The organism is Sphingobacterium sp. HSC-15S19 (assembly GCF_050433745.1).
Classification (GTDB): domain Bacteria; phylum Bacteroidota; class Bacteroidia; order Sphingobacteriales; family Sphingobacteriaceae; genus Sphingobacterium; species Sphingobacterium siyangense.
The window spans coordinates 22,919-38,622 of sequence record NZ_JBNPWQ010000001.1 but is presented as its reverse complement, the minus strand read 5'-3'; the positions used below and the strand labels follow the sequence as shown (position 1 = coordinate 38,622).

The window sequence follows — 15,704 nt, the reverse complement described above, 5'->3', positions numbered from 1 at the left end:
ATCTCCAAGTAGTAAAAAACGCCAATTTAGTCTACAATCTCTGATCAGATCATGTTTAATTGTTGTCCATGTGACTTATCCAAGGATCATCCCTTCCATAATCGGTTGGTATTTCCGACGATTCAATCTGCAGCGTCCCTCCCTTTCTAAGCTCTTCATGTGTGATCCATAACCTCTTCAAATCCCTTCCATTCAACTTAATCGATTTGATATAACGCGTTTTGTCGCTTCGATTCGGCACCTCAATGGTCAGTGGATTCTCTTTATTTTCCAATCTGATTTGATCAAAAAATGGCACGCTGATATAAAAAATAGGTTCCCCGACCAAAGGTTGTTGCAATCCGATCGCAGAAAGCACCCACCAGCTCGACATAGCACCAGCATCGTCGTCCATGGTTCTTACAAAGGCTTTAGGCTCATTTTTATAGATCCGGTCGATATGTGCTCCGATTCCACGGCTGTTGTCATTAAAGTAATATTGTATGATGGTGTCCAATGCAATTCGATGTATCCACTCCTGATAGCGCCAAGGGGTTTTACTCGCATTATATAAGGTCAGCGATTGCATATCCGGTTCATTCGCCCTATTGAAATAATAACCGTCATAAAACTCATCCAGTTGCTGTGTGAAATTTTCTTCACCACCTGCTAGCTTTCTTAATCCCATAACATCAAAAGGTACATTCCAACGATATTGCCTAATTGTTCCCTGATACATATCCCGTGCCGACATACGGTCGACATCCCGTTTGGTCAGGTCTTTAAAATCTTTATTCCAAATTGCCTGATATGATTTTGCTCGCTCCAGATAGGTTTTGCTGTTCTGCGGAAAAAGCTTGGACATTGCCCACATATCATAACATGCTTCAAGGTACTTGTCCGGTTTCTTAAAATCATAGCGCAGGGTATCGTGTATTAACGAATCTTTTATTCCATCAATATCGACCCGATATCCTTTCTTGACCGCATCCAAAAGAACGACAGCGGCATGTTCTGTCCGGACCGAATTTGCTGGTTCATGAGCTCCTGCAAAGTCAAATTTCCCATAACGGTACAGGTCTGCAATCGAGGAGACAACGCCCTCATACATTTCAGTATCTATCAGCTCCAAAAGCGGTAGTTGTGTTTTATAATTGTCCCAAATTGCCCATCCATGATAACGTGTTTCTTTGGAACGATGTATTTTCCCGTCTGTTCCCCTAAAATTTCCCTGCTCATCGCTGATAACAAAAGGAGATTGTAAACTGCGGTAGAGCAAGGAATAGAATAAATCTACCTTATCCGAATCGCCCTTTACCTGCAGTACCGACAGGGCAGTTTTCCAACGATCAGCTGCACGTTTTTTTACCGTTGAAAAATCTAGCTTATCATATTCTGCAAGTGTCTTTCTTGCGTCCTGTTGATCCACAGCCGAAAATGCAATATTGACATCTGCTATAAGGCTTTCCTCCTTCAGGTCTACCCAGATTTTGTTCCCCTCCTTTCGCCATCCGCTCGCTGTAGGAATTTCCAGCGCATAATAAATGGTATATGTTCCCACATGGCAGGTCGTTTTTGCACGTACTTTACCGAATAGCAGATTACCCTCCTGTGTAAATTCATTGTCAACAAAAGCGCCATTGAAAGCATGCCCCAAATCAATAAAAAAACCTTTTCTACCCACGGGAAAAGTATATTGTTCACGACCAAAATCATTATTCACAGCCACTTCAACTTGAATACCCTCTGCGGTTTTTAAAGCATAATACCCAGGTTGGGCATGCTCGTCAATTTTATTCAGCGGCTTTATATCATTTTTTATAAATGGTCTAATAAGAATCAGTCCACCACTGCCCATACAACCTACTCCCTCAAGGCGATTGTGTGTAAAGCCTTTAATTTCCTTGGCAAGATGCTCATAGCCCGTATGCGTTCCCGGATTAGTATAAGGCACAATGCTCAATTGATGGAAAGGAGAAGAAGCCGCTGGTGAAAGCTGGCCGTGGTCGCCGGAAGATCCCAAGAAGACGTTTACACGATCGGTCTGCGCTCCAGCAATTGTAGCATAACAGAGCATCAAAGACAGCAGTAATTTTTTCATATATAGTCTATTATTTTTCATATGTATAAAGGGCGCAAACTGATTTTTCACGATACGAAAAGCTAACCTATACAGTTCTTGGCCATAGCAAACAACTATTTTTTTCAGCGCCTGATGTTTTTTATTTATTAATTCTTCGAGAATGCTCATTTCGATTTAGCAAATCATTAGATCTATTTTACTTCAGAAAACCGAACTTTCATCTTCCAAAATTAACCTACACAAGGTAAACCCAATATTAAACTACTGTTAATTCCATTAATTATTTTCCATCTACAAAGTTCAGAATGTAAACCTAAAATCGGAGGAGACAATTTTTATCACAAATTTTGTAAAGATAGTGTAACTGAGCCAAATTTTGATAAGTAAAAAATATTCGACTAACTACGTTATCAAAGCAGCATCCAAGCTCTTCCAATTAGTAATAAGGTACCGAAGAAAAGGCTCATAATCTTTTGGTCCCTGGTTCGAGCCCAGGTGGGAGCACAGAACAAAAAAGTAACCACACCTTATGATTGCTAAAGCAAAAAAATAGCCATCTATATGCCAAAAATTTAAGAACAGTACAAAAAATCTGACGAAATAAACAGGCCAAATCATATAGCAGATGCCAATCTATTCCTTCATTTTTCTAGAAATATTTATTCAAAAAAAATACAAACGAGAATCTTATTTGTAATTATTCTAAATAAAAATGTAGATTTGCGCCATTCTTACCATGAAACAACATTGGACAGCTACATTAAAAGGTTCTTCTGAAGCTTTTGAATCCTTATATGACTTAGTATATCGAGAGCTTTTCGCTTATGGCGTTATGTTGGGGTATTCGCGCGAAGCCGTAAAAGACGGTATACAACATCTTTTTTTAGAACTATGGGAAAAACGTGACCGTCTGCCCGATGTTGATAATATCAAGTCTTATTTAATGACATGGCTACGCCGTGTCCTGAATGACCATCGCGTATTGAATGAAAAATTAAATTCAGGAAATTATCAGCCCAATGATAATACACCTTCACATGAAGCTTTACTCATACAACAGGAAACCGTAAACGAAACCACTGCGCGTCTATCAAAAGCATTGGAATCCCTCACACCTAAACAAAGACAGGTGATTGACCTTAGGTTTTTTCAAAATATGTCCTATGAACAGATCGCTTCCAAAACAGGCAATAGTCAGCGCACAATCTATAACATTGTATATGAATCTGTTAAGATTTTAAAAGAAAAAAAATAAAAATAATCCGGTAAAAAAACGGAATTGCTCCCTCTACCTTCATATATACATGAAAAAAATTTATAACGACAGCGTTGATTTGCTCAGTGACGAGAGTTTTGTGTCTTATCATAATGGAACCGCAAATAAACAGGAAATTCATTTTTGGGATACATGGATCGCAGAAAATCCGGATAAATTGGATCTTGTTGCAGACGCGCGAAAGATGCTCGATACCCTAAAAATGCATATCACCGAAACGGAATATCAAGTTGAAAAAGACAAACTATTTGCGACACTCGAAAGCAAAGTGCCTACAAAAACTCGAAGACTGACAACGAGATGGCGCTGGATCGCCGCAGCATCAATCCTGCTCATAGGAGCATTTACATTCCGTCAGTTTTTCTACAAAGACTCACCTCAGCGTACTTTAGCTGTAAATACAGTTTCCGCTGAACAATGGCTCAGTGTCGTCGCCCAAAATGGCAAAATGGTTAAAGTCAATCTAACTGATGGCAGCCAGATTACGTTGATGGGTGGTAGTAAACTAAAATACCCCAAACATTTCCGTAAGGATACAATGTATGTCCTGCTAGATGGCGATGCACGCTTTAACATTGCAAAAAAGCCTGATCGCACATTTGCTGTAAAAACAGGCAATACCTTGGTAACAGTATTAGGAACACAGTTTTTGGTAGAACAAGCTGACACTAAAAATACCAGAGTCAGTTTGTTTTCTGGAAAAATTAAATTGACCAACCACTTAAACAACAAACAAGCCCTACTCAGTCCAGGACAACAGGGGTATGTCACAAATCAGGAGATCCATCTCGATAAATTTACGCCAACAGAGATCAATAATTTTGCAGAAGGTATTTTGCATTTTCAAAATGCTTCTTTTGCTGAAGTCGCGCGAAAAATGGAGCAATATTATGGTATCCACATCTCTCTCAGCAAACCAAATGCACGATGGCGGTATAGCGGGCATTTTGAGAAGCTGCCTGTTGAGACCGCACTCGCCGCGATTTGTTTTTCAAAAGAATTGTCATCAAAAAAAATAGCAACAGATACCTATGTGCTTTATTAAAAAAACAGTAAGACGAACCTGTTTATTGAATACTTTTTTTCTATTATTCGCTGGCGCTGTTTCAGCTCAAAATGCTTCCAACCAAGGGAGTTTGGAAACTGCTTTTCAATTACTGACGCAGCAACATGCTGTACATTTTTCCTACGATGCATCCATCGGACTGCAGCGACGCGTTCCACTTCCGACAGCAAAAGAGAATATCGATACGTATTTGTCGAGACTTGCTTCAACGCTTCAGTTGCGCTTTCAGCGGATTAAACATTCAAATCTGATAGCCGTCAGCAAGGCGCCAAAACCCATACAATTAAGAGGTGTAGTGAAAGATGCCAAAACAGGCTTACCTATGGCCGGTGCGACTATTATGCTACGCAAAGAAAACAAAACCTATTTCACCGATAGTTTAGGGCGATATCGCATACTGACAGCAGCCGAAAATCGCGGCGAGGGAATAGGCGTACGTTACTTAGGTTATCAGAATTACGACTTCAAGGTGGATACCGCTGTACAGCAGATCAATCTGTCACCTTTAGATCAACAGCTTGAAGAAGTATTCGTCAGCAGTACTTACGAAGCGCCTAAACTGCGCGAAGAGATGATCGGAAGTGTCTATACCGTCAGCGCAAAGGATTTACAGGCCGATCGCCCTATAGAGAGTGTCGATAAGATGTTGGAAGGATTGGTACCGGGATTATATGTCGAACCCAGCACTTCCTTGGGCACATCCGTTAAGCTCCATATCCGAGGACAGGGAACATTGACAAACCTGACAAGCAATACTGGACGATCAACCTCATCGCAGCCTTTGTACGTGGTGGATGGTGTCGTTGTCCAAGAACAGGAGATTGGCGACGCCAGTTCGCTTTTTAATGGCGAAACATTGCTGAACCCAATTGCAGGAATCAATCCGTTAGATATTGAATCCATTTCGGTACTTAAGGATGCTGCCGCAACCGCAATCTATGGTGCTAATGCAGCAAACGGTGTGATTTTAATCACCACCAAGTCTGGGCGGAGCGGCAAACCGCAGTTGACAGCGTCATACAATACCGGTGTATCCACATTTATCAATCGGATGAAATTGCTCTCCGGGCCGCAATACTATGAGCTACTACGGGAGTTCCATATCAATACGGGCAAAACCGAGAGTGAAGCAACGCGTCTGGCGGGTAGCAATACCATTGATACAGATTGGTTTGGACTGACTTCACGCAATGCACGCTATGATAATGTAAATCTATCACTTTCGGGCGGAAAAGGTAACGATACGTATTACCTCTCTATGGGCTACCGAAATCAACAAAATGCCAGTCCGGGAAATGGACTGAAGCAATACACAAGCTCCATGCGTTATTACAATCAGTTTAGTGATAAACTGCAAATGACCACGACTATATCGCCGACACTGATGCAGCGTGAGGGGCTCGACCAATTTGCAAATGCTGCTTACATGCCTCCCAATATAAATCCCTACAAGGAAGACGGAACTTACAGTACCTTCTTAGGGCTCGTGAATCCTGTCGCAGCGCTGGCTGAAAATACAGATAAAGCCTTGGCTTTTACAGGGACTGCACGGATTGAACTGCAATATGCACTGTTACCCTTTTTAAGCCTGCGCGGAGCTATCGGCGGGAATATGCTGCAATCCAAGCAGGAAACTTTTCTTTCAGGCATAGCCGGTGCTTCCACAGCTAAAGATGGGCGCCTCCGAATCAACGATCGCACGACGTACAGCTGGACCTCCATGTTACAGTTAACCTATAGCCCAAAATGGCAAAACGGGCATCGTTTTGTTGGTATTGCGGGGATAGAACTAAAAGATCAATACAGCAAATTATTAGTGGGCCAAGGTACCGGCTTTACTTACGATAGGGTCATCTCACTCGGCCTCGCAAGTTCGACACAGTCGTCTTCCTCTAAAATCTCGGATGCGACAGTATCCAACTATGTACAAATGAATTACGACTATGACAAGCGATTTTATGCTTCTCTGAGTGGCCGTGCAGATCAGTCGTCCATGTTTGGTGGCGACAAACAGGTCGCACTCAATGGAGCGCTTGGATTAGGCTGGAATATCAGCAACGAAAAATTCATGCAACCCGTTGCAGCAATTGATTTCTTACGTCTTCGAGCCAGCTTCGGAACCACAGGGAATTCGCGGATCGGATCATATGCTTCCAGAGGGCTTTATGATTTAAACAACGTGACCTATGGTGGGCAAATGAGTGCAACTCCCTCTTCTTCTGCTGCCGAAAATCCAGATCTAGGTTGGGAAACGAATATCAAATTCAACTTCGGTTTTGACTTGAATGCCTTCAATAGATTGCGTCTTGTATTAGACCTTTACCGGAATAATATCCGCAATCTCATTACAGACATCAGTGTGCCATTAGAAACAGGATATGGCAAAATGCCAGTCAATTCGGGCAATATGTACAATCAAGGGCTCGATTTAAGCATTGCCTATCAATGGCTTAAACAGTCTAAGATAACCTGGAACAGTACCCTTATCGGTGGTTGGAATAGAAATAAGGTGACCTCCTTTAATAATCCACTCATTGAACAATATGCAGCAAACTCCTCCGATAATGTAGGTATAGGTCAGCGTGTGGGATACAGTTCAACTTCGCTCTGGGGTATCAAATGGGGCGGTGTAGATCCAAGCACCGGAGTGGAACAATTCTATACCCCAGATGGAGAGCTGTTAAATCGGACTGAAATACGGGCAATGGGTCAAAACGCTTACCAATTACTAGGCAATTCGATGCCTGATTTTCAAGGAAGTATCATCAACAATCTGGGCTGGAAGGGTTTTCAGTTCACCTTCAATATACAGTATAACCTTGGTGGCAACAAGTTTGCATCGACAACCTACTTACGGGATGGCAATAATCTGGCAAACTCCAATATGTCGGTCAACCTACTGGATCGTTGGCAGAATGCGGGCGATATCACTGCAATCCCCAAACTTAATTCAAGCTCACCACTCAACAATTCCTCCCGCTATTTGTACAGCATGACTTATCTCAAGCTGAGCAACGTATCCTTAAGCTATCGCCTGGCAGATCGATTGACCAAGCGCATCGGCATAGGGCAGACAGCTTTGAGCTTCAATGTTACAAATGTACTTTACTGGTTCAAAGACAAAAGCCCCGCTGGCAGAAACGGTATCCGCGAGTATAGGTTTGTCTATCCCGAGACACGTAATTTTTCGATTGGCCTACGCACCACACTTTAATCCTTTAATAATTTGAGCTATGAACATAAAGACGCTAAGTATTGCTTTTCTTGTCACTTTGGGCACAACGGGCTGTTCAAAATTTTTAGATAAAGAACCGGAAAACAAAGTATCGGTCGACCTGCTTTTTTCAGATATGCAGGGTGCTAAATCGGCTTTGGCGGGAGTTTACGAAGACCTATTTCAGTCAACTTACTACAATGGCTTGCGTATGGTTTACCCAGACCTGCTTGGCGGAAACTTAACGTTTACCGTAGCGAGCAAAACGACACTTTCGGATGTTTATTCCTTTGAGACAGATGCCGAAAATGGTTCGATGAACAGTCTATACAGTTATCAGTATACGCTACTCAATGCAATCAATAATATCATAAAGCGTGTCCCAGCGATGCAGAATGTCAGTGAACTCGAACGCAATAACGTAATGGCCCAGGCCTATGGTCTGCGGGCATTGGTTCATTTCGATCTTGTGCAGTTATATGCGCAGCCTTATCGTTACACCGAAAATGCTTCACATCCGGGCATCATATTGGCCAAAACGACAATTGTACCCAATGAGGCACAGATTGCACGCTCCACAGTGGCAGATGTATATCAATTTATACAGGCTGATCTGTCCCTCGCTGATTCTTTATTTGCCAATAGCAAAGCTATATTTGAAGGCAATGCCAAAATATATATGAGCTTACAGGCAAGTAAAGCACTCCAAGCCCGGTTAGCATTAAATCGCAACGATTGGGAAAAAGCTTACCAACTATGTGCCGAACTGCTCAAAGCGAACTATTCGCTATATACCAATGCTGAGTATATCGACAGTTGGAAACAGGCCAACACCAAAGAATCTATATTCGAATTGGCTGTGCCGAGCAATTATTCCAGTAACTCAATCGGTAGTTATTATGTCAATGATTCAGGCAACTCCTACTATCAGTTTGGACCAAGTCAGGATCTAATCCATTTGTATGGGCAAAATGATGTGCGTGCTCAGGGTGGAATATTTAAATATCCAACTATACAAACTGCAGTAACAAGCGTCAAGTTGATCCGTCTTTCCGAAATATATTTGATTCATGCCGAAGCGGCAGCTGAACTTGGCTATGCTAATGAAGCTATTTCAGACCTAAATGTCATCAGACTACGCGGTAATCCGCAGCTCGGCGCTTATCTTTTCAACACAAAAGACCTACTGATCAAGGAGATCCTTGACGAACGTCGTCGTGAGCTCTGTCTTGAAGGCTTCTTATACCTGGATCTGATGCGTAGAGGTCAATCCGTTATGCGCAATGACTGTACTGGTGCAAACTGTAATGTCACTTATCCAAATGATCATATGGTACTGCCTATTCCACAACAGTCTGTACTCTCCAATTCACTGATGAGACAGAATCCTGGCTATTAATCACTCAATAAAACACAAATTAATAAAACAACACATGAACAGTTTAAAAGCAATCCTTAAGTTATCCAAGCTAGTCACTATTTTCAGCATCTTATTTTTTACCATGTCCTGTAGCAAGGACAGTACCGTGACTCCTGAGCCCGAGTCTGTTGCTAAGCCATATAATGCCGTAGCTGCATTTACCAGTACAGATGCTTATTTTGAACTCTATATCTACCGCTTCGATGATGCCACTCAAACCTGGGGCAAACGTATCCGAGCACACTATCCTACCGTGTCATTAACAGACACAACTTATATGGGCTTTACCAATCCTTATGTGACAGATAGCGGGGTAAACCTATTCCAGATGGTCACGCTTTACAGCGATAAAATCGGCTCAACAAACATCAAAACGGCTGGTATAAATGTCGATCAGGTATTGCAATTTTTACCAAATGAGAATAATGATAAAATCGGTAAAGTGACTGTAAAAGAACAACAGGTAAAAATCTATAAGAAAACCGAATCCGCTGAAGAACGAAAAGATATGGAGTTCTTTGAAATTGGTATCAGTGGTTCGGGAACCTATGACCTAAATGAAGGTGTAATCGACTTGGAAGTGAATTTTAACGAGTCTGCGATCGGAGGAGCAAATAAGGTAACCCGTAAATACAAATTGAGTACCAAAGCGTTAGAACTATAAACAACGAATGATACGAAGAGTACTTGTATTTGGTTTATTGGGAGTCGTCTTGATCTTGCTGGCTTTTGTGCAGGATCAGGATATTCCTGATATTGCGCTATGGCGCAGATTGTATGCTTCCGGCGACAGCAGGCAATGGCCGACTCCCCACCTAGATGATGATGTAAAAACAAATTTTGTGGATATCGGATCACTGCCCGATGTAGAATACCCTTTGGACAATCCCTTTTCCAAGGAAAAGTCAGCGCTGGGAAAATTATTGTTTTTCGATCCCAGACTTTCTGCTACCAAACAGCTGGCCTGCGCAAGCTGCCACGATCCGCAACTGGGCTGGGGCGACGGCAAAAGCTTAGCAAATGGGCACAATCGACGGGTAGGAAAGCGAAATGCAATGACCTTGTATAATGTTGGATACTACCATACTTTCTTTTGGGATGGACGATCTCCCTCCTTGGAAGCCCAGGTATTATTCCCATTGACCGATAGCGTTGAGATGAACACCGCTCCCGAAGTAGCTGTACGTCATATTCAGGCAATAGCCGGTTACAGGCCTTTGTTCAAATCAGCCTTTGGAGACAGTACGATCAGTATCTCGCGCATTCAACAGGCTATTGCAACTTTTGAGCGCGGCATTCGTAGCTACAACAGCAAATTTGACCGCTTTATTAAAGGAAATAAAGATGCCATGACGGATGACGAGGTCTGGGGGCTTCATCTTTTTCGGACTAAAGCACGCTGCATCAACTGCCACAATACACCGTTATTTTCAGATAATCAGTTCCATAATGATGGCCAAACATTATATGGTACCAGGCAGCAGGACTTTGGACATTACCATATCAGTGGCAAGCAGGAAGATATAGGTGCATTTCGAACGCCCTCTTTACGGGAAATCACCCTTACAGGACCTTGGATGCACCATGGTAATTTTCCAACATTACTGGACGTCGTACAACTTTATAATCTCGGTAATCCTGAACCGATACAGCGTAGCGTTACGATAGATCCTAAAACCAAACCCATTCATTCGGCGAAGCTGAAAAAGCTGAACCTCACAAATGAAGAAATTAATGCTGTGCTTAAATTTCTAGGGGCTATCAGTAGCAGTACACAACAGCGTATAGCGATGCCAAAATTGCCCGAATAAACCAAAATAAATAAAAAGAGAAATCCAGCATTAATACGAAGATAAATAAGGTGTCAACCGAGCCTTCTTAAAATAACATGTGCTTATCGCTTTAAATGAACAGCGTAAAAAACGAAGGCAGCACAAAGCCATAAAAAAATCCCCATCGCATGATGGGGATTTTTTATGCCGGGCTCTCCTTATATTTCCTTTCGATTATCGTCCGATTCAATATCGATCAGTTTATTGTAAGGATCTATACCTACCTGTTCGGGTTTTTGATCAACAATCAGCGTTATCGTATTGTTGATTCGATCGATTTTATGCTTTTTTAGATAAAGCTCCTGACGTTTATTACCGTCTTTGCTTTTCTTATCCGAGAAAACACCTACCTCAATATAGTCTGCCAATGGCAATGATTTCAGAGTCACACGATCTGATTTCTTAAAGGACAGCGGCTGTCCACCTCCGTCATTGTAGCTCTTTTTCCCATTGCCATCTACGCGGTACTTGGACACTTCAAATTGGATATCAACCAGGTATTTACCATCCTTAAGTTTCTTTGAACTTACTTTTTCTATTTTATTGTTATACAGGGTGATCGTTTCAAACATATCTTTAATCAGGTAACGTAATGAGTCAGGAGTCGCCTGTCTAAAACTATCCACAAACTCTGATGAAGTTGTATACGGTGGGTTTTGAAACGCTGTACGTTGTAAATAAGATTGGGCTGTCCTGTTAAAAAGATCCTCGCCCAGATAATCGCTCAAGGCATAAAGCACCAAGGATCCCTTTTGGTAATGAATGTACATTTGATTTTCATTATACATCAACGGCTTTTCACCTAGTTTTTCGGCACTTCGTCCTTGCAAATAGCCATCGAGCGCATCTTTGAGAAACTTACGCATCTGCCCTTTACCATATCTTTTTTCCAAAACCTTGAGCGATGAATATTCAGACATACTTTCGGACATCAATGTAGCCCCTTGCACATTGGCTCCTACCACTTGATGTGCCCACCACTGATGTGCAATCTCATGGGCTGTTACCGCGTAGGGATAATCGACCGCATCTTCTTTCTTCTCATTGACATCAGCAATAAAACCGATCGCTTCAGAAAAAGGAATTGTATTTGCAAAGGACTGCGCGAAAGTTCCCGCTGTGCGCGGAAATTCAATAATACGCAATTGTCGATGCGGGTAAGCACTGTATTCTTTCGTATAGTAAGCCAAAGAAGCCTTACTGGAAGCCATCATCCGATCGAGGTTATAGGTATGCCCCTTATGGTAATAAATCTCCAAATTAACCCCGTTCCACTTATCTTTTTTGACTTCATATTCGGCCGAATTAAATGCAAAAAAGTTCAGGATTTCCGAATCCATTTTATATTGATAGTACTTACGACCATCTTTCTCCCATTGTTTTGTGAGATAGCCCGGAGCAATAGCCAACTGATTCTTGACCGTACTTACTGTAGCTTCAAAACGGATCCAATCGGCATCGTTGGATATATAGTTATTCTGCAGGGCCCTTTTGTCAGTCTGCGCAGCCATTCTATCGCGATACGGAAGTCCATACTTTTTGCGGACATCATTGTCTACCAACTCGCCACGGTCAAGATAGCCTATATTCGGGAAAAGCATATTGTTGATAAACGTACCATTGCCCTTCACAGGCGACTTTTCATTTATCCAGGTATTGGCCGGACTAACAGTACTAAATTTCAACACAATAGAATCGCCCGGAGCCATAGGCTTCTCGAGTTTATAAATATTGAAATTATATTTATCGTCGGCAGAAATCAATTTATTTGGTACACTTAAAGAAAATATATAATCGTAATTATTGTAATTGACAAAAATAGAATCAATAGGCATATTGGTCTTGTTTTTCAATACATAGTCCGCATGCGCTTTAAAACTTCGCGTATCGGGAAAAATATCCAGATTAAACTTAATATCCACGACACGGGGCTGCGGCCTGTACTGATACTTCTTATATTTCTTTTCCCATTCTACAGCTTGTTTTTCATGATCTAAACTGGTATAATATGGATTTTTAATGTGGTTTTCGTAATATATTGCAGCACCGATGCCAATAAAGCCCGCAAAGGCAAAAATGAGCAGCGCCGTTGTTACCGGTCCCAAATTCGCCTTAAAAATACCCCAACGCTCCCTAACTCCCGAAAAACCACCTCTTCGCCATAACAGCAGGGCGATGACAGCAAAAAACACCGCAAAAAGCAGCCAATAAACCCGATACGTTAAAAACGGAAGAACATAGCCGAATCCATCCATATCCGAGTAATCCAGATCCGGTCCCTGATTAAACTGATAGATCTCCTGTTCTACACCGACCATGGATAAAAAGGGTAATCCAATAAAGAGGGTCAATAACACAAAAAATCCAGCCAGGTAATTTTTGAAAAGCGTATGTACAAAAAGTGAAATAAATAGCCATACCAAATTTGACAACATACCATACACCATCAGATGCATCACATATTGTCCAATTTCAAAATTATAATAGTGATGGTACACCTGAAACCCCATGCAGGTCGCAATCACAACGGCCAGCAAAGTCAATTGCATCAAAAGAATTGCGATAATCTTCGACCCCATAAAAGCCCAGTTGGGCGTCGCTGTTGTATCCAACAATCCTCCCATCCGCGTAATGCTGCCGCGGTGGACAAGAAGTCCCGTAAAAAGAAACGTCAGGATCAGCAGGAAAAACTTAAACGTAGTCCCCGGGATCATCAGCATTTTCCAGGTCACCGGATAAGTCGACGTTCCGAATATCGAGCCAATGGTGCTTGCCATCAAGATAATGAACAATACTCCTACCAAAGTCAATATTAAAAACACCGGATTTTTGACGATATAGCGATAGTCGTACCGTGCCATTGTCCATGTCGTTTTCAAATAATGAAAGGTCGAAAAATCATAGTTTACTTTAGGCAGATTGATTTTGAAGATACTATCAAAGTTATTTTTGGTTAAACGGGCTCCTTTTTTCGATGATTTAAAGGAAATCGAATGTTGTGAAAAAGAAAACAACATATAAAATCCGCCAATGAATAAGGCTGCGACAGCGAGCCATATTAACCGGTTATAAATAACAGCTCCGGTAAAGGGAAGATTATTGACATTCTTCTCATCTGGAGACCAGTATTGGGTATAGTATGAGATGGCACTATCCCCAAAAGGATCTATCAATGCCCCCACAAAACGATTGTCCATATTGTTCGCCAGATTCTGAACCAGCACCTGAAGAATAATAAGGATCAACACCGCGACAAAACCAACGTATACGTTTCGTGTCAATGTTACCAGCACAAAGATAATTGCACTAAAAATAATGAGATTTGGGATAACCTGTACAAGATAGGTCTGTAAATATGCCCAAACATGAATTGGTCCCAATAAGGATTGATTGATACCCGGCACGAATTGTGCGACGATAATACCCAAGGTTGAAGCAAATACAATAACCAATACAACAGCTACTGATCCAAAGAATTTACCGAGTAGATAGTCCGTTTTTGAGAAAGGGTAACTGAAAAGTATCGTATGCACCTGGTATTGAAAATCCCGGTAGACGCAGGCTCCAACGATGGACGGTATCAAAAAATAGATAATAGTCGACATGCCATTAACCATACCATTAATCGCCCATGGAGAGTTCATAATGGTGTTGGATGAGGTCGTTGCTGTTATACCGTCAAAGATGCCGAGCGAAGACAACATAATAAACAGCGAAAGCGCAAAGAAGAGTGCCATATAGATGTAGACGGCAGAACTCTTAAACCAACGCGCAAACTCAAAATGAAAGATGGCTTTAAACATGGCGTTGATCATTTTTTAGCGCTACAAAATAGACATCCTCCAATTGGCCTTGAGCGTTCACAAATGATTCATCGGGACGCACATCGCTGTACACCCGAATATTGAGTGTGTTGTCCTGATTGTAATTGGTTGAAATAACGTTATATTTTTGTGTATACTCATCCAGTTGATCCCGACTGATGATACGTACCCAGATTTTACCATCCAATTGATCGATGGATTCTTTAGGAGTGCCTCTCAAAAGAATCTTTCCCCCATTCAAAATGGCCAACTCATGACACAGTTCACGCACATCATCCACAATATGCGTAGAAAAAATGACGGTATGATCTGTACCTATTTCTCGTAGAACGTTCAAAAAGCGATGTCTTTCCGCGGGGTCAAGCCCTGCAGTCGGTTCATCTACAATGATTAACTTGGGATCATTCAGCAACAATTGCGCAATACCAAAACGTTGCTTCATCCCGCCCGAGTAACCACTTACGCTTTTACTGCGTACGTCCCAAAGATTGGTAACCTCAAGAACACGGTTGATAATGGCATCCCGATCGGCTTTCGATTTAATTCCTTTAAGCTTTGCAAAATATTGCAGCAGATCTGATGCAGAGAGATTGGGATAAACACCAAATTCCTGTGGCAAATAACCCAAAACTTTCCGCAAATCGAGCTGATTTTTGAGTACATCAATATCACCAAAAGTAATACGGCCACTGTCGGGCTTCTGAAGTGTCGCAATTGTCCGCATTAAAGAAGACTTGCCAGCACCATTTGGTCCCAGTAAACCAAACATCCCAGGCTTAATTTCTAAGTTTACGCCATCTAAAGCTTTTACTCCATTAGAATAAGTCTTACTAAGGGTCTCTATGGATAAATTCATAATTTATTTTAACTGTTAATAATATGTTAGTATACCAAAACAAGGATATGTTACATCAAGATAGTAAAAGTTAAAAACAAACGAAAATGAAAGTCTTCCAATGGACACATCTACAGGTAAAAAACTATTTTTGCTTTTGGACAAATACCCTAAA

Annotated in this window: 9 protein-coding genes; 6 read left to right on the top strand and 3 right to left on the bottom strand. The window is 41.6% G+C overall.

Annotated features, from left to right (window positions below; translation table 11 throughout):
- Nucleotides 1-55: 55 nt before the first annotated feature.
- Nucleotides 56-2,080 carry a glycoside hydrolase domain-containing protein gene (locus L1283_RS00155; protein WP_198385977.1) on the bottom strand — a complete coding sequence of 675 codons (2,025 nt, stop codon included), beginning with the start codon at nt 2,078-2,080 and terminating at the stop codon, nt 56-58.
- A gap of 718 nt (nt 2,081-2,798) precedes the next feature.
- Here L1283_RS00155 and L1283_RS00150 point away from each other — a divergent pair.
- The 6 genes from L1283_RS00150 to L1283_RS00125 are packed head-to-tail and all read left to right on the top strand — an operon-like array spanning nt 2,799 to nt 10,849.
- The gene (locus L1283_RS00150; RefSeq protein ID WP_088162722.1) at nt 2,799-3,317 is read left to right on the top strand and encodes an RNA polymerase sigma factor; all 519 of its coding nucleotides are present in this window, start codon (nt 2,799-2,801) and stop codon (nt 3,315-3,317) included.
- A gap of 49 nt (nt 3,318-3,366) precedes the next feature.
- The gene (locus L1283_RS00145) at nt 3,367-4,383 is read left to right on the top strand and encodes a FecR family protein (protein WP_088162723.1); all 1,017 of its coding nucleotides are present in this window, start codon (nt 3,367-3,369) and stop codon (nt 4,381-4,383) included.
- 25 nt (nt 4,384-4,408) lie between these two features.
- Nucleotides 4,409-7,618, top strand: coding sequence for a SusC/RagA family TonB-linked outer membrane protein (locus L1283_RS00140; protein ID WP_157698570.1), 3,210 nt, complete (start codon nt 4,409-4,411; stop codon nt 7,616-7,618).
- Between the two features lie 19 nt (nt 7,619-7,637).
- A complete protein-coding gene (locus L1283_RS00135; protein ID WP_429625594.1) occupies nt 7,638-9,017 on the top strand; it encodes a RagB/SusD family nutrient uptake outer membrane protein in 1,380 nt (459 codons plus the stop codon).
- 34 nt (nt 9,018-9,051) lie between these two features.
- Nucleotides 9,052-9,702 carry a hypothetical protein gene (locus L1283_RS00130; protein WP_145330124.1) on the top strand — a complete coding sequence of 217 codons (651 nt, stop codon included), beginning with the start codon at nt 9,052-9,054 and terminating at the stop codon, nt 9,700-9,702.
- A gap of 7 nt (nt 9,703-9,709) precedes the next feature.
- The gene (locus tag L1283_RS00125) at nt 9,710-10,849 is read left to right on the top strand and encodes a cytochrome-c peroxidase (RefSeq protein ID WP_088162727.1); all 1,140 of its coding nucleotides are present in this window, start codon (nt 9,710-9,712) and stop codon (nt 10,847-10,849) included.
- Nucleotides 10,850-11,028: 179 nt separating this feature from the next.
- Here the strand turns inward: L1283_RS00125 and L1283_RS00120 are convergent, their stop codons facing one another.
- Together L1283_RS00120 and L1283_RS00115 are read right to left on the bottom strand one after the other, a co-directional pair.
- Nucleotides 11,029-14,685 carry a M1 family aminopeptidase gene (locus tag L1283_RS00120; RefSeq protein ID WP_429625592.1) on the bottom strand — a complete coding sequence of 1,219 codons (3,657 nt, stop codon included), beginning with the start codon at nt 14,683-14,685 and terminating at the stop codon, nt 11,029-11,031.
- Nucleotides 14,666-15,550 (bottom strand): ABC transporter ATP-binding protein, encoded by an 885-nt coding sequence (locus tag L1283_RS00115; RefSeq protein ID WP_088162729.1) that lies wholly within the window; start codon nt 15,548-15,550, stop codon nt 14,666-14,668. Before L1283_RS00115 ends, L1283_RS00120 begins: the two co-directional genes overlap by 20 nt.
- Between the last annotated feature and the right edge of the window lie 154 nt (nt 15,551-15,704).